19 protein-coding genes are annotated in these 19073 nt (G+C 64.4%); 9 read left to right on the top strand and 10 right to left on the bottom strand.

The window, feature by feature from the left end; translation table 11 throughout:
• Window positions 1–7: 7 nt before the first annotated feature.
• Entirely contained in the window at window positions 8–508 is a 501-nt protein-coding gene (locus tag EB233_RS17455; protein ID WP_027052179.1) for a (2Fe-2S)-binding protein, read from the bottom strand.
• A 313-nt stretch (window positions 509–821) separates the two neighbouring features.
• On the opposite strand from EB233_RS17455, the gene EB233_RS17450 reads away from it, so the two are divergent.
• Together EB233_RS17450 and EB233_RS17445 are read left to right on the top strand one after the other, a co-directional pair.
• Entirely contained in the window at window positions 822–1958 is a 1137-nt protein-coding gene (locus EB233_RS17450) for an FIST signal transduction protein (protein WP_064988408.1), read from the top strand.
• Between the two features lies 1 nt (window position 1959).
• The gene (locus EB233_RS17445) at window positions 1960–3300 is read left to right on the top strand and encodes a hybrid sensor histidine kinase/response regulator (RefSeq protein ID WP_064988407.1); all 1341 of its coding nucleotides are present in this window, start codon (window positions 1960–1962) and stop codon (window positions 3298–3300) included.
• Between the two features lie 36 nt (window positions 3301–3336).
• Here the strand turns inward: EB233_RS17445 and EB233_RS17440 are convergent, their stop codons facing one another.
• Complete coding sequence (locus tag EB233_RS17440; protein ID WP_064988406.1) at window positions 3337–4020, bottom strand: response regulator; 684 nt, start codon at window positions 4018–4020, stop codon at window positions 3337–3339.
• Window positions 4021–4250: 230 nt separating this feature from the next.
• On the opposite strand from EB233_RS17440, the gene EB233_RS17435 reads away from it, so the two are divergent.
• Window positions 4251–4943, top strand: coding sequence for a fumarylacetoacetate hydrolase family protein (locus EB233_RS17435; RefSeq protein WP_064988821.1), 693 nt, complete (start codon window positions 4251–4253; stop codon window positions 4941–4943).
• Window positions 4944–4950: 7 nt separating this feature from the next.
• Complete coding sequence (gene maiA / locus EB233_RS17430; RefSeq protein WP_064988405.1) at window positions 4951–5601, top strand: maleylacetoacetate isomerase; 651 nt, start codon at window positions 4951–4953, stop codon at window positions 5599–5601.
• A gap of 5 nt (window positions 5602–5606) precedes the next feature.
• Here the strand turns inward: maiA and EB233_RS17425 are convergent, their stop codons facing one another.
• On the bottom strand, window positions 5607–6851 hold the full coding sequence (locus EB233_RS17425; RefSeq protein WP_064988404.1) for an MFS transporter: 1245 nt from the start codon (window positions 6849–6851) through the stop codon (window positions 5607–5609).
• Window positions 6852–6950: 99 nt separating this feature from the next.
• Here EB233_RS17425 and EB233_RS17420 point away from each other — a divergent pair, with 99 nt between their 5' ends.
• Both EB233_RS17420 and EB233_RS17415 read left to right on the top strand, forming a co-directional pair.
• On the top strand, window positions 6951–7412 hold the full coding sequence (locus tag EB233_RS17420; protein ID WP_064988403.1) for a winged helix-turn-helix transcriptional regulator: 462 nt from the start codon (window positions 6951–6953) through the stop codon (window positions 7410–7412).
• 108 nt (window positions 7413–7520) lie between these two features.
• Entirely contained in the window at window positions 7521–8561 is a 1041-nt protein-coding gene (locus EB233_RS17415; RefSeq protein WP_064988402.1) for a zinc-dependent alcohol dehydrogenase family protein, read from the top strand.
• A 21-nt stretch (window positions 8562–8582) separates the two neighbouring features.
• Here the strand turns inward: EB233_RS17415 and EB233_RS17410 are convergent, their stop codons facing one another.
• Complete coding sequence (locus EB233_RS17410) at window positions 8583–9446, bottom strand: DMT family transporter (RefSeq protein WP_064988401.1); 864 nt, start codon at window positions 9444–9446, stop codon at window positions 8583–8585.
• A 106-nt stretch (window positions 9447–9552) separates the two neighbouring features.
• Here EB233_RS17410 and EB233_RS17405 point away from each other — a divergent pair, with 106 nt between their 5' ends.
• Complete coding sequence (locus tag EB233_RS17405; protein ID WP_064988400.1) at window positions 9553–10980, top strand: aminotransferase-like domain-containing protein; 1428 nt, start codon at window positions 9553–9555, stop codon at window positions 10978–10980.
• A 2-nt stretch (window positions 10981–10982) separates the two neighbouring features.
• On the opposite strand, the gene EB233_RS17400 is transcribed toward EB233_RS17405, so the two are convergent.
• Window positions 10983–11873, bottom strand: coding sequence for a LysR family transcriptional regulator (locus EB233_RS17400; protein WP_064988820.1), 891 nt, complete (start codon window positions 11871–11873; stop codon window positions 10983–10985).
• A gap of 128 nt (window positions 11874–12001) precedes the next feature.
• Between EB233_RS17400 and EB233_RS17395 the strand changes: the two genes are divergently transcribed.
• Complete coding sequence (locus EB233_RS17395; RefSeq protein WP_064988399.1) at window positions 12002–13453, top strand: MFS transporter; 1452 nt, start codon at window positions 12002–12004, stop codon at window positions 13451–13453.
• A 216-nt stretch (window positions 13454–13669) separates the two neighbouring features.
• Here EB233_RS17395 and EB233_RS17390 read toward each other — a convergent pair whose 3' ends face one another.
• The 3 genes from EB233_RS17390 to EB233_RS17380 all read right to left on the bottom strand — a co-directional run bounded on the left by EB233_RS17390 (window position 13670) and on the right by EB233_RS17380 (window position 16181).
• Entirely contained in the window at window positions 13670–14167 is a 498-nt protein-coding gene (locus tag EB233_RS17390; RefSeq protein ID WP_064988398.1) for a MaoC family dehydratase, read from the bottom strand.
• A 193-nt stretch (window positions 14168–14360) separates the two neighbouring features.
• Window positions 14361–14789 (bottom strand): phasin family protein, encoded by a 429-nt coding sequence (locus tag EB233_RS17385; RefSeq protein ID WP_064988397.1) that lies wholly within the window; start codon window positions 14787–14789, stop codon window positions 14361–14363.
• Between the two features lie 96 nt (window positions 14790–14885).
• Window positions 14886–16181: a DUF445 domain-containing protein gene (locus tag EB233_RS17380; RefSeq protein WP_064988396.1), complete on the bottom strand. Its 1296-nt coding sequence runs from the start codon at window positions 16179–16181 to the stop codon at window positions 14886–14888.
• A 325-nt stretch (window positions 16182–16506) separates the two neighbouring features.
• On the opposite strand from EB233_RS17380, the gene rirA reads away from it, so the two are divergent.
• The gene (gene rirA, locus EB233_RS17375) at window positions 16507–16971 is read left to right on the top strand and encodes an iron-responsive transcriptional regulator RirA (RefSeq protein WP_064988395.1); all 465 of its coding nucleotides are present in this window, start codon (window positions 16507–16509) and stop codon (window positions 16969–16971) included.
• Between the two features lie 183 nt (window positions 16972–17154).
• Here rirA and EB233_RS17370 read toward each other — a convergent pair whose 3' ends face one another.
• Together EB233_RS17370 and EB233_RS17365 are read right to left on the bottom strand one after the other, a co-directional pair.
• The gene (locus tag EB233_RS17370) at window positions 17155–17946 is read right to left on the bottom strand and encodes a heme ABC transporter ATP-binding protein (RefSeq protein ID WP_064988394.1); all 792 of its coding nucleotides are present in this window, start codon (window positions 17944–17946) and stop codon (window positions 17155–17157) included.
• 22 nt (window positions 17947–17968) lie between these two features.
• Window positions 17969–19072 carry a FecCD family ABC transporter permease gene (locus tag EB233_RS17365; protein WP_064988393.1) on the bottom strand — a complete coding sequence of 368 codons (1104 nt, stop codon included), beginning with the start codon at window positions 19070–19072 and terminating at the stop codon, window positions 17969–17971.
• Window position 19073: the final 1 nt, after the last annotated feature.

Raw genomic sequence — 19073 nt, 5'->3', positions numbered from 1 at the left:
GCCTCGTTCACGCAGCCTGTTTCGCCTTGCCCTTCGACGCCTTCGCCATCGTCTTCGATGCGGCGAGGATCGCCTTGACGATGTTGTGGTAGCCGGTGCAGCGGCAGATGTTGCCTTCCAGTTCGGCCCGCACCGTCGCCTCGTCGAGGCCTTCGGGATGGCGGCTGATCATGTCGGTTGCGGTCATGATCATGCCCGGCGTGCAGAACCCGCATTGCAGGCCGTGATGTTCCTTGAAGGCTGCCTGCACTGGATGCAGATCGGCGCCGTTGGCGAGACCCTCGATCGTCACTACGCTCGAGCCGGACGCCTGGACCGCAAGCATGGTGCAGGACTTGACCGCCTTGCCGTCGACATGGACCACGCAGGCCCCGCATTGCGAGGTATCGCACCCGACATGAGTGCCTGTAAGGCCGAGGTTATCGCGCAGGAAATGGACCAGAAGCGTTCGATCCTCGGCAACGCCGCTGACTCGCCTCCCGTTCACCATCAAAGAAACGTCCGACATGGTCCCTCCCTGGGTATCAACCTTGGTCATCACCTGCCGACGCGCCGCTGGCACTTCGGCCATGCGTTATTCGTACACCGCACAACGCGCAAAAAACAGCGCGACGGAAAAGGCCGATCATTGTACTTTCGGTCATGGCCCGGGCCGGAGGTGCATTCCCCCTCGCCCCATTGCCAAAACGCCGATTGGAAGCAACAATATCGTTCGACGCCCGCGCGCAAGAAGCTTGAAAAAACAACGCGCATAAAAACAGCGTCGGAGGAAATGCGGGAGAACGCCGCTGACCAGTTCACGGACGCGCTACGCATGCGGCTTGTCGGCGCTGACCACGGATGAGCCCGATCCGGATGTTTTCGCGCGCGCGGTGGCCTCGGAGGCTGCCGCGATCGACGCCGGCTTTGCCTTGCTGTTCTTTTCCCAGCGCCTCGTCGAGGCCGGCGCCCTGTCGCGGGCGCTCTCGGCCCACGCGCCGGGGCTCCACCATGCCGGCTGCTCCACCGCCGGCGAGATTACGCCGCAAGGGCTCGAGGAAGGCCATATGCTGGCCATGCTGCTGCCCTCGGCGTCGTTCACCGCCGTCAGCGCCATGGTCGACAATCTGTCCTCGTCGGGCATGGACAGGATCACCGGCGAGGTCGAGGCCTTGCGGCGCACACTGCGCGGCCGGCGCGGCGGCGAGCAGACCAGCAACACCTTCGCGCTCTGCTTCATCGACGGGCTGTCCTATGCCGAGGAAGCGGTCAGCTCCGCCATTCACTGGGGTCTTGACGACATACCCTTGCTCGGCGGCTCGGCCGGCGACGATCTGAAATTCGAGACGACGCGCCTGATCTCGAACGGCAGGGTCACCTCGGACAGCGCCATCATCGTGCTGATATCTACGGAAATTCCGTTCCATGTCTTCAAGACCGACAATTTCGTTCCGACCGACGAAAAGCTGGTGGTGACGGCGTCCGATGCCGATCACCGCATCGTGCGCGAGTTCAACGCCACCAACGCGGCCGAGGAATATGCCGCCTCCGTCGGCATCGTCCCGCAGACCCTGACGCCGCTGAGCTTCGCCTCGCATCCGGTGGTCGTGAAGGTGGGCGGCGAATATTACTGCCGCTCGATCCAGAGGATGCACGCCGATGGCTCACTGTCGTTCTTCTGCGCCATCGACGACGGTGTCGTGCTGTCGATCGCCCAGCCCAAGGACATGGTGGAATCGACGCGCGCCGCCCTGCGCGAGGTCGAGGAGAGGCTGGGCGGCATTGACCTGATCCTCGGCTTCGACTGCGTGCTGCGCCGGCTTGATGCGCGCAACCGGCAGGTCTTCCGCGACATTTCGGAACTCTACCGGGTCAACAACGTCGTCGGTTTCGGCACTTATGGCGAGCAGTACCGGTCGATGCATTTGAACCAGACCTTCACCGGCATCGCCTTCGGCGAACGGCAGGCGGCGGAATAAGATGCCGCTCAAGGACATAAACGACCTCGAAAAGCTGAAGAGGATCAACGCTGCTTTAGTGAGCCGCGTCGAGCGGTCCATGGACCAGCAGGGCAATGCCTTCTCGCTGTTCCAGACCGCGATCTCGCTTGAAAACCGCGTGCGCACGCGCACCGAGGAGTTGCATTCGACGCTGCGCAGGCTCGAGCAATCCAACATCGATCTCAGCGCCGCCAAGGAAAATGCCGAGTTGGCGAACCTTTCCAAGACAAGGTTCCTCGCCGCCGCCAGCCATGACGTGCTGCAGCCGTTGAACGCGGCCCACCTCTCCGTCTCGGCACTGGCCGAGGTGCAGACCAGCGACGAAGGCAGGAAGCTGGTGCGGCAGGTCGAGCGTTCGCTGGAAACGATGGAGGATCTGCTGCGCACCTTGCTCGACATCTCCAAGCTCGATGCCGGCGTGGTGCAGCCTGACATCGGTGATGTCAGCCTGGAAGCGCTGTTCTCGTCGCTGCGCTCGGATTTCCAGCCCGTTGCGGAAATGAAGGGTTTGTCGCTGAAATTCCGACCGGTCAATGCCGTGGTCCGCTCCGACCGGACGCTGCTGCGCCGCATTTTGCAGAACATCCTCTCCAACGCGCTGGGCTATACCCGCTCGGGTGGCGTTCTTGTCGGCACAAGGCATCGCGGCGACACCATCCGCATCGATGTCGCCGACACGGGCTGCGGCATTCCCGACGACCAGCGCGAGGCGGTGTTCGAGGAGTTCCATCGCGGCACCTTGCCTGCCAACGCCGAACTCGATGGCGGCGGTCTTGGCCTCGGCCTTGCCATTGTCCGCCGCATGGCCGGCGCGCTCGGCCACCCCGTGACCTTCTCGTCGAAGGTCGGGCGCGGCACGATCTTCCACATCGACGTCCCGGTCGGCATAGGTGCCCCCGCCGACGCCATCGCCAGCGCCACCAGCCTGGAGCGGTCGCGCGGCTACGGCCTGTTCGGCACCAGGGTGCTGCTGGTCGAGAACGACATCGAAGTGCTGGAGGCGATGACCTTCCTGCTCGAGCGCTGGCAGTGCCTGGTGCGGTCCGCAACCTCGACCGACGATGCGCTGGGCCTGCTCGGCGACACCGACTGGGTGCCCGACATAGTCATTGCCGACCAGCATCTCGACGGCGGCGACCTCGGCACCGCCACCATCTCGGAGGTCCGCGACTATCTCGGCCGCGCCGTGCCCGCGCTGATCGTCACCGCCGACAGTTCCGAAGCTGTCGCCAAGGCAGCCCGCGCTGGCGGCATCGAACTTATGCGCAAACCGCTGAAGCCGGCGCAGCTCAGAGCGCTGTTGGCGCACTTGCTGGCTTGAGCTCCATGGCCCCCTCATGATGAGAAGGCCAAGAGATCAAAACCCTGCCTGATCGCGAAACAGCTCCGCATTGTCGAGCTTCGACACCTCGATCACCGCCTGCGTGCGGCTATACACGTTGAGCTTGCGCAATATCTCCGAGACATGTGCCTTCACCGTCGTCTCGCCGACCTGCAACTCGTAGGCGATCTGCTTGTTGAGCAGGCCTTGGCGAAGCATCTGCAATACGCGCAGCTGCTGCGGCGTCAGCTTGGACAGGCGCTGGACCATGTCGGCGCGGTCGATGCTGTCGGCGTCCGCCGGCTGGCCTTCATAAGTTTCCGGCACATAGATGGCGCCGTCCATCACCGAGCGGATGGCGACGGCCAGATCGCTCTTGCGCACCGATTTCGGGATGAAGCCGGCGGCGCCGTAGGACAGCGCCTCGGAAATGATCCTCGGCTCCTCATGGCCAGAGACGATCACCACCGGCAGGCGCGGATAACGGGTCCTGAGCTGCAGCAGCCCGTCGAAGCCGTGCACGTCGGGCATCGACAGGTCGAGCAGCGCAAGGTCGAACGGCTTGGCGTCGGCCAGCAGATCGAGTGCCTCGGCGATCGAGCGCGCCTCGACCGTATCGACTTCGGGATAGGCCATCTGCACGGCGCTGTGCAGCGCCTCGCGAAACAGCGGATGATCGTCGATGATCAGGAACCGGGCGCTATCGTTGGCTGCTGTCATGTGGCTCGTCCCGGTTTACCGGCCACACCATAGTCCCGCGACCATGGCCGGATTATTGGCAAATAGTCTATCGCCAGTCGATAGGATGCAGCACTGCAAAAGCAATGCGAACCCTGAATTTCTTATACAGCGCCGGCAAGGCCGTGCTTTATGACAAGCGATGCCTTGCCCGCCCCCCGAAATCGGTCGAAGGTGCCGCCATCATCCCGATATCCAGCGCAGAGACCGCCATGACCGCCTTCGTCCTTCCCGTGCCGCCAACGCCTTCCGTCGCCATTAGCGGGTCGGCCGAGCGTTTTGCCGTGCGGCGCATTTTCTGCGTCGGCCGCAACTATGCGGCGCACGCGCGCGAGTTCGGCAACGATGAACGCGATCCCCCCTTCTTCTTCACCAAGCCGGCCGATGCCGTCGTTGATTCCGGCACGGAGATCCCCTACCCGCCGCTGACGGAAAACCTGCATTTCGAGATAGAACTCGTGGTCGCGATCGGGACGGCCGGTTTTCGCGTTGCCCGCGACAAGGCGTTGGATCATGTCTGGGGCTACGGCGTCGGCATCGACCTGACACGCCGCGACCTGCAGGATGCAGCCAAGAAGGCGGCGCGGCCGTGGGACTGGTCGAAGGCCTTCGACCGTTCCGCGCCTTGCGGCCCGCTTGTTCCGGCGCAGAAATCCGGTCACCCGACGAAGGGGCGCATCTGGCTCGCCGTCGACGGCAAGGTCCGGCAGGACGCCGATCTCGCCGAACTGATCTGGCCAATTGCCGATATCGTCTCGATCTGCAGCGAGGGCGTCGAATTGCAGGCCGGCGACCTGATCTTCACCGGCACACCGGCCGGCGTTGGCGCGGTCAGGCCGGGCGAAACGATATCAGGCGGCGTCGACGGCATCGGCACGATCGAAGTGACCATCGGCCAGCCGTAGTGACCGCATGAGCGACATCGTCCTGCACAATTACTATCGCTCCTCCACCTCCTACAGAGCGCGGATCGCGCTGGAGATGAAAGGACTGAGCTACACCTATGTGCCGCATCATTTGCGCCATGGCGAGCATCTGGAACCGGCCTTTCTCGCGGTCAATCCGCAAGGACTGGTGCCGGCATTGGTGCTCGACGACGGCACGGTTTTGACGCAGTCGCTGGCGATCATCGAATACCTCGATGAGATTCAGCCCGCGCCGCCCCTCCTGCCGAAGGACGCACTTGGCCGGGCGCGTGTGAGGATGCTGGCGCAGATGATCGCCTGCGATATCCACCCGGTGAACAATCTGCGCGTGCTGACCTCGCTGCGCACCTTGTTCGGCGCCGGCGACCAGGACATAACCAACTGGTTCCGCCATTGGGTGAACGAAGGTTTTCAGCCGTTGGAGAAGATTCTGGCGTCCTCGCGTCAGACCGGAACATTCTGCCATGGCGAGGCACCGGGCCTCGCCGACATCTGCCTAGCGGCGCAGATCGCCAGCAACGCCCGCTTCGGTGTCGACCTGGCGCCCTACCCGACGATCGCCCGCATCAACGCCGCCTGCATGGCGCTGCCGGCCTTCCAGAAAGCCGCGCCGCAGAACCAGATCGACGCGGAGTAAGGCACCTACTGACCCACGCGCAGCGTCAGCGCCCAGATCAGCAACGCCAACAGACCGATGCCCGCGCCGAGCAGGCAGACGCCGCTCCAGCCGAAAGCGCCATAGGCCATTGTCGAGGCGATCGAGCCGAGCGCGCTGCCGAGCGAATAGAAGATCATGTAGCCGCCGACCAGGCGGCTGCGCGCGTCCGGACGGCGGCCGAAAATCAGGCTCTGGTTGGTGACATGAATGGCCTGGATCGCCAGGTCCAGCATAACGATGCCGGCGACGAGCAGCCATAGCGAGGAGCCCATGAAGGCGATCGGCAGCCAGGCCGCGATCATCAGAAGCAGCGCGAGGCCGGTGACCAGTTGACCGCGCCCGCGGTCGACGAGGCCGCCTGTCCAACGCGCGCCCAGCGCGCCGGCGACACCGGCAAGGCCGAACAGCCCGATTTCGGTATGCGAAAGCGAAAATGGCGCCGCGCTCAGCGGCAGCACCATCGGCGCCCACAGCACATTGAAGGTGGCGAAGATCAGCATGGCGAGCACGGCGCGTACGCGCAGCAACGGCTCCTGCACGAACAGCAGCACCACTGAGCCGAGCAGGCGCGGATAAGATGTGCGCGGCCGCTCCGCCTCGTGGCGCGGCAGCATGAAATAGAGAACCACCGACATGGCGAGCGTCAGCGCCGCCGAGACAAGATAGACCCAGCGCCAGCCGGCGAAGTCGGCGATGACACCGGCAACGAAGCGGGCAAGTAGGATGCCTGTTATGACGCCGCTGGTGACGGTGCCAACCGCCCGCCCGCGTTGTGACGGCACGGCAAGATCGGCGGCGTAAGCCACCAGCACCTGCACCACCACGGCGAGCAGACCGACGATGGCGAGACTGGCCAGCAGCATCGCGGCGTTCGGCGCGATCCCGACCGCGATCAGCGCCACGGTGGAGAGGACCGCCTGCCCGGCGATCAGCTTGCGCCGGTCGAACAGATCGCCGAGCGGTACGATGAAGAACAGGCCCAGTGCGTAACCGATCTGCGTGACCGTCACCACGATGCCGACCGAGGCCGGCGCGATGGCAAAATCATGCGCCATCGCGTCGAGCAGCGGATGGGCGAAATAGACATTGGCGACGCTCAGGCCACAGGCGATGGCGAAGACCAGCGTGGTCAGTCCCGACAGTCCAGGTAGTGACGGCGTTGTGGCCGGTGTTGGCTCATTCGACCGCTCTGCCTCCGTTGCCGCGCTGTTGGTCACCCACATATTCATGTTCGCCTCCAAAAATGGTTTCAAATTGAAACCTCTTGCTGGATAGACAGAACAGTTTTATGTTGCAACCAGAATGATTGATCTGGACCAACGATTGCCATGGTGAAACGGACGAGCCATCACGAAGCGGATTGCTTCATCGCGCGGCCGCTGGACGCGATCGGCGACTGGTGGTCGCTGCTCATCGTGCGCGACGCATTCGATGGCTTGCGACGTTTTGGCGAGTTCCAGAAGAGCCTTGGCGTCGCCAAGAACATCCTGTCGGCTCGGCTGCGCAATCTGGTCGCGCATGGCATACTGGAAACGGTTCCCGCGCCCGACGGCAGCGCGCATCATGAATATGCGCTGACGCAAAAGGGGCGCGGCCTGTTCTATGTCCTGGTTGCCTTGCGCCAGTGGGGCGAGACCTATTTCTCCGGGCCGGGCGAGCCCTACACCTTCATGGTCGACACTGAGAGCGGCCGGCCGGTCAGGCGCCTGGAGGTGCATGCCGAGGACGGGCGGCTGCTCGTTCCCGGCGACACAAGGCTCGCCGATTTCCGCAACCGGGAAAACAGCTGACCGCTCCGCTGGTTCGGCGGACTGCCGCCTGGCGGAATCGATTTCCGCTTGACCGGCCAGGGAATCGGCTATCGTTTCGCTACATCAGCGTAGAGGGTGGAGTAATCGATGAAAGCCGTCGTCTTCGAGAAGTTCGGTGAAGCGCCGACGATCCAGACCGTGCCCGACCCCAAGCCGGCCGCCGATGGCGTCGTCATCAAGGTCGAGGCGACGGGCCTGTGCCGCAGCGACTGGCATGGCTGGATGGGCCATGATGACGGCATCAAGCTGCCGCACGTCCCGGGACATGAGCTGGCGGGCATCGTCGTCGCCGCCGGCAAGCAGGTGAGCCGCTGGAAGGCCGGCGACCGCGTGACTGTGCCGTTTGCCGTCGGCTGCGGCCGCTGCTTCGAATGCACGTCGGGCAACCATCAGGTCTGCGAGCACCAGACGCAGCCGGGCTTCACCGGCTGGGGCTCGTTCGCCGAATATGTCGGCATCGAGCACGCCGACACCAATCTGGTGCGCCTGCCGGAAGAAATGGACTTCGCCACCGCCGCCAGCCTCGGCTGCCGTTTCGTCACCTCGTTTCGCGCCATCGTCGACCAGGGCCGGGTGACGCCGGGTGAATGGGTGGCGGTGCATGGCTGCGGCGGCGTCGGCCTGTCGGCGATCATGATCGCCAGTTCGATGGGCGCCAATGTCATCGCCATCGATCTCACTGACGAGAAGCTGGAATTCGCCAGAAAGATCGGCGCGGTGGCGACCATCAACGCGTCCACCACGCCGAATGTGGTCAAGGCGGTCAAGCAGATCACCAATGGCGGCGCGCATATGTCGATGGACGCGCTCGGCCATCCCACCACCTCGTTCAACTCGATCGCCAATCTGCGCCGGCGCGGCCGCCATGTGCAGGTCGGCCTCATGCTGGGCGAACATGCCCGCCCGCAGGTGCCGATGGACAAGGTCATCGCCTTCGAGCTCGAAATCCTCGGCAGCCACGGCATGCAGGCCTACCGCTACCAGGCGATGATGGACATGATCCGCAACGGCAAGCTCAAGCCGGAATTGCTGGTCGGCAAGAAGATCAGCCTCGACGAGGCGCCGGCTGCCTTGATGGCGATGGGCGGGTTTGAGGGGATCGGCATTGGGGTGGTGACGAAGTTCTGAACGTGAGAGCGCGGCTCCTGCCTAGCGCGCAAACTTCTTCGCGCCGAACACACAGGCCACCACGCCCAGCGTGACGACCACCATCATCGGGCTGACCTGCTCGTGCAGCAGCGTCGCGGCCAGCGCCAGGCCGAAGAACGGCTGCAGCAGTTGCAACTGACCGACGGCGGCAATGCCGCCTTGCGCCAGGCCGCGATACCAGAAGACGAAACCGATCAGCATCGAGAACAGCGAGACATAGGCAAGACCAACCCAGGCGTGGGCGCCGACCGCGGCAAAGGACGGCGGCAGCGTCGCGACAGTCAGCACCAGCATGATCGGCAGCGACAGCGTCAGCGCCCAGCAGATCACCTGCCAGCCGCCCAGCCTGCGCGACAGCGCGGCGCCCTCGGCATAGCCCAGGCCGCAGACGACGATGGCACCCAGCATCAGGCCATCGCCGACCGGCGAAGCGGTCACGCCCTGCATCAGGGCAAAACCCGCCACGAGCGCGCTGCCGATGCACGAAAACAGCCAGAACGCCGGTCTTGGCCGCTCGCCTCCGCGCAGCACGCCGAAGATCGCGGTTGCCAGCGGCAGCAGCCCGACGAAGATGATCGAGTGGGCTGACGTGACGTGCTTGAGCGCCAACGCGGTCAGCAGGGGAAAGCCGACCACCACGCCAAGCGCCACGATCACCAGCGACAGGAGATCGCCGCGTTCCGGACGTTTCTGCCGGAACAGGAGCAGCATCGCCAAGCCAAGCAGCCCGGCAATCGCGGCGCGTGCCGATGTCACGAAGGTCGGGTCGAAATCCATGACCGCCACGCGCGTCGCCGGCAGCGAGCCGCTGAAGATCAACACGCCGATGAATCCGTTCAGCCAGCCGCTCGCGGTCTTGTCCATTGCAGGCTCCATGTCTTTCGCTCCCTATCGGACAAACGCCCATGGCAGAGCCAGAGACAATGAGGTACAATTTCGCAAAACTGTAATGGCCTAGTGAGCAGTACGGATGGCGGATATCTCTTTCGAGACAGCCCATACAGCTGATGCACCCGCCTTCGTTGCTCCCACTTTGGTCGAAAGCGTGATGGCGACCATCCGCCAGCGCATATTAGCGCGCAGCCTGACTCCGGGAGCGAGACTACCGTCCATCCGCGCTTTCGCCAAATCCATGCGGGTGTCCAAATCCACCGTCGTCGAAGCCTATGAGCGGCTTGCCGCCGAAGGCGCGATCCGCTCCCGGCCGGGCTCCGGCTTCTATGCCGCCGGCTCGCTGGCGCCGCTGTCGCTGGCCGAAATCGGCCCCCGCCTCGACCGTGCCGTCGACCCGCTCTGGGTCTCGCGCCAGTCGCTCGACGCCGGCGACGAGGTCCTGAAGCCCGGCTGCGGCTGGCTACCGGCCTCATGGATGCCGCAGGCCGGGCTGCGCCGCGCGCTCAGAACCGCTGCCCGCACCGACGATGTGGCGCTTGCCGATTACGGCACGCCGCTCGGCCTGCCGCCGCTGCGGCAGTTGCTGGCACGGCGCATGGCCGGGCATGGCATCGAGGTTTCACCTGAACAGATCATACTGACGGAATCGGGCACGCAGGCCATCGACCTTCTGTGCCGATTCCTGATCGAGCCCGGCGACACGGTGCTGGTCGACGATCCCTGCTATTTCAATTTCCACGCTCTGCTGCGCGCCCACCGCGCCAAGGTCGTCAGCGTTCCCTACACGCCGTCGGGACCTGACATCGACCTGTTCGCGCAGGCGCTCGCCGAACACCGGCCGCGCCTCTACATCACCAACTCCGCCATCCACAATCCGACCGGCGCGATCCTGTCGCCGGTCACCGCGCATCGCTTGCTCAAGCTCGCCGACCAGTCGGACCTGACCATCGTCGAGGACGACATCTTCGCCGATTTCGAACATGCCTCAGCCCCTCGCCTGGCGGCCTTCGATGGCCTCAGCCGCGTGGTCCAAATCGGCAGCTTCTCCAAGACGCTGTCGGCCTCGGTGCGCTGCGGGTTCATCGCCGCGCCGCGCGACTGGATCGACGGCCTGACCGATCTCAAGATAGCCACCACATTCGGCGGCGGACGGCTGGCCGCCGAACTGGTGCTGACGCTGCTGAAGGACGGCAGCTACCGCAAGCACATGGATTTGCTGCGCGCCAGGCTCGCGCGCGCCATGGCCGAGACCGGCACGCGGCTGAAGGCGATCGGCATTACGCCTTGGATCGACCAGCCGGCCGGCCTGTTCCTGTGGTGCGGCCTGCCCGATGGCGTCGACGCGGCCGAGGTCGCACGCCGCGCTTTGGCCGACAACGTGGTGCTGGCGCCCGGCAATGCGTTCAGCCTCTCCCAGACGGCCAGCCGTTTCCTGCGCTTCAACGTCGCCCAGTGCGAAGACCCGCGGATTTTCAAGGTTCTCGAGGCGGCGATGGCGCGCTGATCTCAGCGGTTCGCGCAGATCTCGCGCACGCAGTCACGCAACCAGCGTTGTGCCGGATCGGCATCGAGACGCGGATGCCAGAGCATCGAGATGGTGACGTCCATGGTGTCGACCGGCAACGCAAAACTGTGCATGCCGGCGCGCGCGCCTCCCGTATGCCGCTCGGGCACGCTGGCGATCAGCTCCGAGGCGCGCGCCATGGCAAGTGCCGCCGAAAAACCCGAGACCATGCACACGACCGTCCGCTGCAACCCGAGCGCGCTCAGCGCCTCGTCGATCGGTCCTCTCTCGCGGCCGCGCCTGGAAACGCTGATGTGTCGGCCCGCGGCGTAGCGTTCCGGCGTCACGGTGCCCTCGGTAAGTGGATGGCCGGCTCGCACCGCGCCGATGAAGCGATCGCGAAGCAGCGCCTGGATGCGCACTTCGGGTCCGGTTTCGCCGGCAACGCCGATTTCCAGGTCGATCGCCGCGTCGCGCAGCGACATCGCATCCTTGTCGGACTTCGGCGCGAAACGCAGCCGTACATCAGGCGCATCGGCCCCGATCCGGGCGACGAGGCGAGGCCCGAATTCCTCGACGAAGCCCTCATTGGTGCGCAATGTGAAGACCCTGTCCAGGCTCGACGGATCAAGCAATTCGGCGGGACGCAGCAGAGCCTCCGCATCCTGGACCACAGGGCCGACCTGCCGCCGCAATTCCTCCGCGCGCGGCGTCGCCACCAGGCCGCGCCCGGCGCGGACCAGCAGGGGATCGCCCGTTGCCTCGCGCAGCCGTGCCAGCGTCCTGCTCATCGCCGAGGGACTGAGCCGCAATCGGCGCGCCGCGCGGGCCACGCTGCCTTCCGCCAACAGCACGTCCAGAGCAAAAAGCAGGTTGAGATCGGGCGATGTCATCCGCCCATCATACATGATGTGGCGCTCAACGCACGAATATGATGCAAATGCTGCGCCTTCCGCCATATATACCGAAAGGCTAGATCTCCGACAGCTCCGGTCTCGGAGCCAATCAAAAGGAGATCGCCATGCCAGTCGCCGCGCAAAATCGGCTGAAATCAGCGCAACAGGACCAATCGGTCGGCTGGGCACTCGCAAGCCTGTCGCTCGCCACGCTGCTGTCGTCGCTCGGAACCAGCATTGCCAGCGTCGGGCTGCCATCGCTGATGCAGGCGTTCGGGGCGTCGTTCCAGGCCGTGCAATGGGTGGTCCTTGCCTATCTCCTGGCCATCACCACGCTGATCGTCAGCGCCGGGCGGCTGGCCGACATGTTCGGCCGCCGGCCGCTGCTGCTCGGCGGCATCGCGCTGTTCACGGCGGCATCGGTGCTCTGCGGCCTGGCGCCGACGCTCTGGCTGCTGATCGCCGCGCGCGCCGTGCAAGGGCTTGGTGCGGCACTGATGATGGCGCTCACGCTGGCCTTTGTCGCCGAGACGGTGAGCAAGGAGCGGACCGGCAGCGCCATGGGCCTGCTCGGCGCCATGTCGGCGATCGGCACGACGCTCGGCCCCTCGCTCGGCGGTCTGCTGATCGCCGGTCTCAGCTGGCGGGCGATCTTTCTCGTCAATGTCCCACTTGGCATCCTGACCTTCGCCCTCGCCTGGCGTGCCTTGCCTGCCAGCAAAAAGAACGCGCAGACCGCTCAAGGCAAATTCGATGCGATGGGCACTGTCCTGCTGGCTCTGACGCTGGCCGCCTATGCGCTGGCCATGACACTTGGCCGGGGCAATTTCGGTCCGCTCAACATCGGCCTGCTGGCCGCGACCTCTACCGGCATCATTCTGTTCGGCGTCGCACAGAGGAATGCGAAGAGCCCGCTGATCCAGCTTGCCAGCTTCCGTGACCCGCGCCTCAGCATCAGTCTGGCCATGAACGTGATCGTCGCAACGGTAATGATGGCGACGCTGGTGGTTGCACCGTTCTATCTGTCGCGAGGGCTGGGACTCGACGCCGCGATGGTTGGCGTAGTGCTGTCCACCGGCCCGCTTGTCTCGGCACTGTCGGCGCTGCTGGCCGGACGGCTTGCCGATCGCTTCGGAGCTAGCAGGATGATGGTCGCCGGCCTGCTTGGTCTGGCAACGGGCACGTTCCTGCTGTCGCTCGCCATGACACAGCTCGGTATTGCCAGTTATGTCGTTCCCATCACCGTCACCTGCTTCGGCTACGCCTTGTTTCAGACGTCCAACAATGCCGCCGTCATGAGTGGCGTCGGCGCCGGCGAACGCGGCGTCATATCGGGGCTACTCAATCTGTCGCGCAATCTCGGCCTCATCACCGGCGCGTCGATGATGGGCGCCATCTTCGCGATCGCGTCGGCCAAAGAGCAACAAGGGGTTGGTCAGCAGCTTCTGAGTTCCGAGGCAGCTGCCCGTGGAATGCAGGTCACCTTTCAGACAGCAACGGCGCTGGCGCTGGTCGCGCTGGTCCTCGCGCTGCTCTCGGCCCGCGTCGCTGGCCGTTTAGAACCTAATGTTTCGTGAGGCACGATCTGCTTGCGACGGAGGCGTAACGTCCGTTAGACGCCGCGCAGAGACTGTTTCGAAATTCGCTCTGGCGAGTCATATGGTGGTGGTTTCGAGAACCGTAGCGCAGCGGACATTTGGTCCGTGAGCTCAGTTCTACTGCGACGCAGTAGAACGCGAAAGCGCAGAAAACGCCATCAGATGGCCGCCAGAGTAGAATTTCCAAGCAGGCTCTCAGGCCCCTGCCCGTTTGCGGCGCTCATAAAGCATGACCAGCGTTTCCGCCATCAGCGCCGGCTTTTCCTCGCCTTCGATCTCGACCGTGTTGGCGGCCTTCATCAGATACTGGCCGGGCCCCTTGTCCTCCATGGAAAGCAGGACGGTGCGCAGCCTGATGCGTGCGCCGACCTTGACCGGCGCGAGGAAGCGCACCTTGTCGAAGCCATAGTTGAAGGCGGCCTGGGTGTTTTCCGGCACAATACCCATGCCGAGCGCCAGCGCGCCGACGATCGACAATGTCAGGTAGCCATGCGCGATTGTCGTGCGGAACGGGCTTTGACGTCGCGCCCGTTCGGGATCGACATGGATCCATTGATGATCACCGGTGCATTCGGCGAACTGGTTGATGCGGTCCTGGTCGACCGTGGTCCATTCCGAGACGCCGAGCTCCTGCCCGGACATCGTCCTCAACTGCTCGTAGGTCGGCGGCGTTTTAGGCCGTACTTCAGTCATTCCTGCTTTCCCGATCGCGTTCAACGCCTCCGGACCACGAACGGACCACGTCTGTCAATTCGCCCTGCGTGAATCCGTTCCGCTGAATCCCGGCTGAATGACGCCATGCCACCCGTCGCGTGGCGCGAATGCAACTATGCGCGATGCCGGACCTCGCGTCTCGGCTCAAAAGCAAGAGACAAGCCGCGGAAGCCTATTTCTGCCCGTAGCCGGCGCGGATTTCCTCCATCGCCTCCTTGATGCGCGCGCGCAGGATTTCGATCGATTCGGTGCCGGATTTCCTTGCCAGTTCAGCCACTTCCCCGGCATTCTTGAGCGCGGCCTCGAAGGATTTCCTGGCGAACTCCGTCTGCTTGGCCATGATTTCCCCAGGGTTACCCGGCGCGCGATAGCTTTGCGCCACATCGGCGACCTCGCGCAGCGTGTCCTGCAGCATCTCGCGTTGCCTCGACAACAGTGAGGTTGCTCCGGCAGCGCCGGCACGCGCGGATTTCTCCAGCGCTTCGAGGTTCTTGCGATGATGCGCAAGGATCGCCTCGACATCGACACTGGGCACCTTCAGGTCGCGGCCGAACCTGCCGAACATGTCCATGAAGGAATCGGATTCCGGTTGTTTCGCCATGATGTCTTCTCCCCTTTGCCGCGGATGCGGGTGCCCTCGCCTGGAGCATAGCACTCGGATGCCGCGTGTCCATTTCGAAGACACGATCGACACGCATCAATTGACCGGGAGCAGCAGCTCGATCGTGTAAAGCACGATACCCGCCAGCCCGCCGATGATCATGCCGTTGAACCTGATATATTGCAGGTCCCTGCCGATGTTCATCTCGATCAGCCGCGTCAGTTGCGCCAGGTCCCAGCGCTTGACCTGATCGGCGATGAATTTCGACACGCCGCTCTTCTGGTTTTCCACGAACGAAGCCAGCGCCACGACGAACCCCTGGTTCATGTCGGCCCGGATTTGTGGATCGCCGGCAAGATGGCGGCCGACCTCGACGAACATGTTGGCGAGATGCGCGCGGATCACCGAATTCGGCGCCTTGGCGTCCTGCTCGATGAACTGGCTGAGGCTCTCCCACATGTCGCCGGCCAGCGCCCTGACTTCGGGGCGGGCGAGGAAATCATGCTTCATCTTCTCGGCGCGCGTTGCATACTGCTTGGACGTGCGCAGCCGTTCGACGAAGCCTTGCGCGAAACGGTCGACCTCGGCGCGCATCGGATGGTCGGGATCGGCCCGCACCTCGTCGAGCAGGGAACCTGCCGAGGCGACGATCTTCTTCAGGAGATAGGCATCGGCCCTGAACAGGTTGAACAGCGACGGCAGCTCCTCGCGAATCTTCTCGCGCATCGCTGCCAGCGCGTGTTCGTCGTTGAGGAACCTTCCAACCACCTTGATGAACTCGTCGAACAGTTTCTGGTGCCGGCGGTCGTCGGTGAGCGCCGACAGGAGTTCAGCCGCCAGCGGCGCCAGCGGCACCTTTTCGATCTGCTCCAGCATGCGGCTGGTGACGAAGCCGCGCAGGCCGGACTGCTCGACCGCGGCCAGCGTCTGCGGCACCAGTCGCACGACGAAACGCGACAGGCCGGCAGCACGTTCGGCGTCGGACAGCCAGTCGGCCACGAGTGCCGCGAAATCGACTTCGGCAAGTTTTTCCCGCACCGGCTCCGGCGCCAGGAAATTGGCTTCGATGAAGCGGCCGAGATTGTCGGCGATGCGGCTCTGGTTCTCCGGAATGATGGCGGTATGCGGGATCGGCAGTCCGAGCGGCCGCCTGAACAGCGCCACCACCGCGTACCAGTCGGCCAGGCCGCCAATGGTCGCCGCCTCGGCGAAGGCGGCAACGAACCCCAGCCATGGATAGGAGTTCTCGAACGACTTGGCCAAAGCGAACACCAGCACGCAAAGCGCCAGCGCGGCCGTGGCGATAAATTTAGTGCGGCGCAACGCGGAGAGCTTGACCGCCGCGTCGGCATCGAAACGGACTGGTACCAAGGAAGGAGCCGATTGTGACATGGATGAACTGCTCTTCGTCGATCTCAGGTCGACCACCGGGTAGATCCCTGGTCGATCTCGGGGGGCGATCTCGGGTCTATCTAGGGTTTCATCAGCCGAAATGCCCGTGACGAAACGGCTTTCCCCGTATCTTGCCCGGTTGCGCACATAAAGTTGACGAGGATATTCATCTATAATGCGGAGCTAGTCTGGAATTGTTCCAAGGTATAGGCCATATTCGGGCCAAGGCCAGTGCGGCGAATCCGAAAATCCCGGATCGGAGCACGCCAGCAAGGTTCTGGAAGCCGGCGTGGTTACACCGCGCCGGCGCCTGATGAGGACGAAAATGCGGCTTACACGCCAAACCAATTATGCCATGCGCATCTTGATGTATTGTGCCGCCAACAATGACCGGTTGAGCCGCATCCCCGAAATCGCGGCTGCCTATTCGGTGTCGGAACTGTTCCTGTTCAAGATCCTGCAGCCGCTGGTCGAGCATGGTCTGGTCGAGACGGTGCGCGGCAGGAATGGCGGCGTCCGGCTTGGCCGCGCCGCGGAATCCATCAGCCTCTTCGATGTGGTGCGCGTGACGGAAGAGAGCTTCGCCATGGCCGAGTGCTTCGAGAACGACGCCGCCGAATGCCCGCTTGTCGACAGCTGCGCGCTGAATTCGGCGCTGCGCGAGGCACTCAACGCCTTCTTCGCCGTGCTCGCCCGCTACACGGTCGCCGATATGGTGGCGGCGGCAAGGCCGAATGTGCGCAACCTGCTCGGCATCGACATGCTGGAGCGCCGCACTCCGGCCGCCTGAGCTTCTTTCTCCCCGTTCTACGGGGAGTTGAGGAGTGGTCCGCATCGGACGAAAAGCCAACTGCTTGGCTTTTCGAATGACGAATACCCGGCAGGGCAATGAGGGGCGGCGCCGACTTCGACAATTGGCGCGTCAATGCCGTAAGCACAGGCCCCCCGTTCGCAAGCCGGCCTCACCGGAATATCAACCGACCGAGGATTGGGGCAGGACGAACGGCACATTGCCGGCCGGCAGAACGCCGACTCTCAGCCGGCAGTCGAACACTTTCTCGATCAGGTCGTCGCTCAGCACATCCGACGGAGACCCGGTCGCGGCCAACCGGCCGCGATGCATGACGAAGATGCGGTCGGCATACATGGAAGTCAGGTTGAGGTCGTGCAGGATGGCGACCACGCCGCCGCCCCTTCGGGCGAAGTCGCGGGCGATGTTCATGATGATCAGCTGGTGCTTGATGTCGAGGCTGGAAACGGGCTCGTCGAGGAACAGATAGCGCGGCTTGCCGTCGAGCACCGGCGCCCAGACCTGGCAAAGCACGCGCGCAAGCTGGACGCGCTGCTGCTCGCCGCCTGAAAGCTCCTGATAGAAACGCCCGGCGAAACCATCAAGGTCGACACGCGCCAGCGCCCGTTCCGGCAGCCGCGCATCCTCGCCGGGCAAGGCACCCGAGCGGCCGCCGACAAGGCCGAGCTTGACCACCTCGCGCACCGTGAACGGGAAGGACAGTGTCGTCGCCTGCGGCAGCACCGCGCGATGCACGGCAATCTCGACCGGTTTCATCGAAGACAATCTTCGGCCGTTGAGGGTGATGCGCCCGGCATGGACGATCTCACCCGACAAGGCCTTCAGGAACGTCGTCTTACCGGATCCGTTGGGGCCGACGATCGCCGCGACCTCGCCGGGTCGCGCATCGAAATCGACACCGCCGACGATGCGCTTGCCGGCAATATCAACCGAAACGTCCCTTGCCTCGATCATCCCAGCTTCACAATCCCAAATCTCACAGATCGACCACGCCGCGTTTGCGCAGCAATATCCACAGGAAGAACGGCGCCCCTGATATCGCGGTGACGATGCCGATCGGCAATTCGGCCGGCGCGACGATGGTGCGGGCGATCGCGTCGGCCAGCAGCAGCAGCGAAGCGCCGAGCAGGGCGGAGGCCGGCAGCAGATAGCGATTGTCCGGACCGATCAGCAGGCGCAGCAGATGAGGCACGACGATGCCGACAAAGCCGATGCCGCCGCTGACGGCGACGGACGCGCCAACGGCAGCCGAGACACCGATGATCGCCGTATATTTCAGCCGCTGCACCGGAATGCCGAGATGGCCGGCGGTCGCCTCGCCCAGCGCCAGCGCATTGAGGCCCCGCGCCAGGAACGGCATTGCCGCCAGCGCCAGCATGATGATCGGCCCGACGGAACCGATCTTTTGCCATGTTGCGCCGCCGAGCGATCCGAGTTGCCAGAAAGTCAGATCGCGCAACTGGCGATCGTCAGCCACGAAGATGAGGATGCCGGTCAGCGCCATGGCAAGTGCCGCCAGCGCGATGCCGGCGAGCAGCATGGTGGCGACCGAGGTTTGCCCGCGTCGCGTGGCGACCTGATAGAGCACCAGCGTGGTGGCAAGGCCACCGAAGAAGGCGGCCAGCGGCAGCGCGAGCGTCCCGAGCAAGGCCGTCACCGGCGCCAGCGCAGTGGTGCCAAGCACGATGACGGCCACCGCGCCGAGGCTGGAGCCGGCGGAAACGCCGATGAGGCCGGGATCGGCCAGCGGATTGCGAAACAGCCCCTGCATGACCGCGCCCGAAACCGCGAGCGCAGCCCCCACCAGCATGCCGAGGACCATGCGCGGCAACCGGATGTCATAGACGATCAGGCTGTCGCGGGCGCTCAGCGCCGCATCCCGTGGAATGCCGCCAAAAAGCCAGTCCCCCATAACGTTGACGGCGGACGCGTCCGACGCCCCCGACGTCAAGGACAAGAACACAGAAGCCGCCAGCCCCAGCCACAGCAGCAGGATGACGATGCGGGCGCGACCCGAGCGGTCGCCTTCGAATGCATTCGCCATCGCCTTCATCGGCCCGGCGATCGATTGATCGACCATG

Source organism: Mesorhizobium erdmanii, assembly GCF_013170725.1.
In the GTDB taxonomy this organism is placed as follows: Bacteria; Pseudomonadota; Alphaproteobacteria; order Rhizobiales; family Rhizobiaceae; genus Mesorhizobium; species Mesorhizobium erdmanii.
The sequence above is the reverse complement of the archived record's forward strand: the minus strand, read 5'-3'. Positions and strand labels throughout refer to the sequence as shown.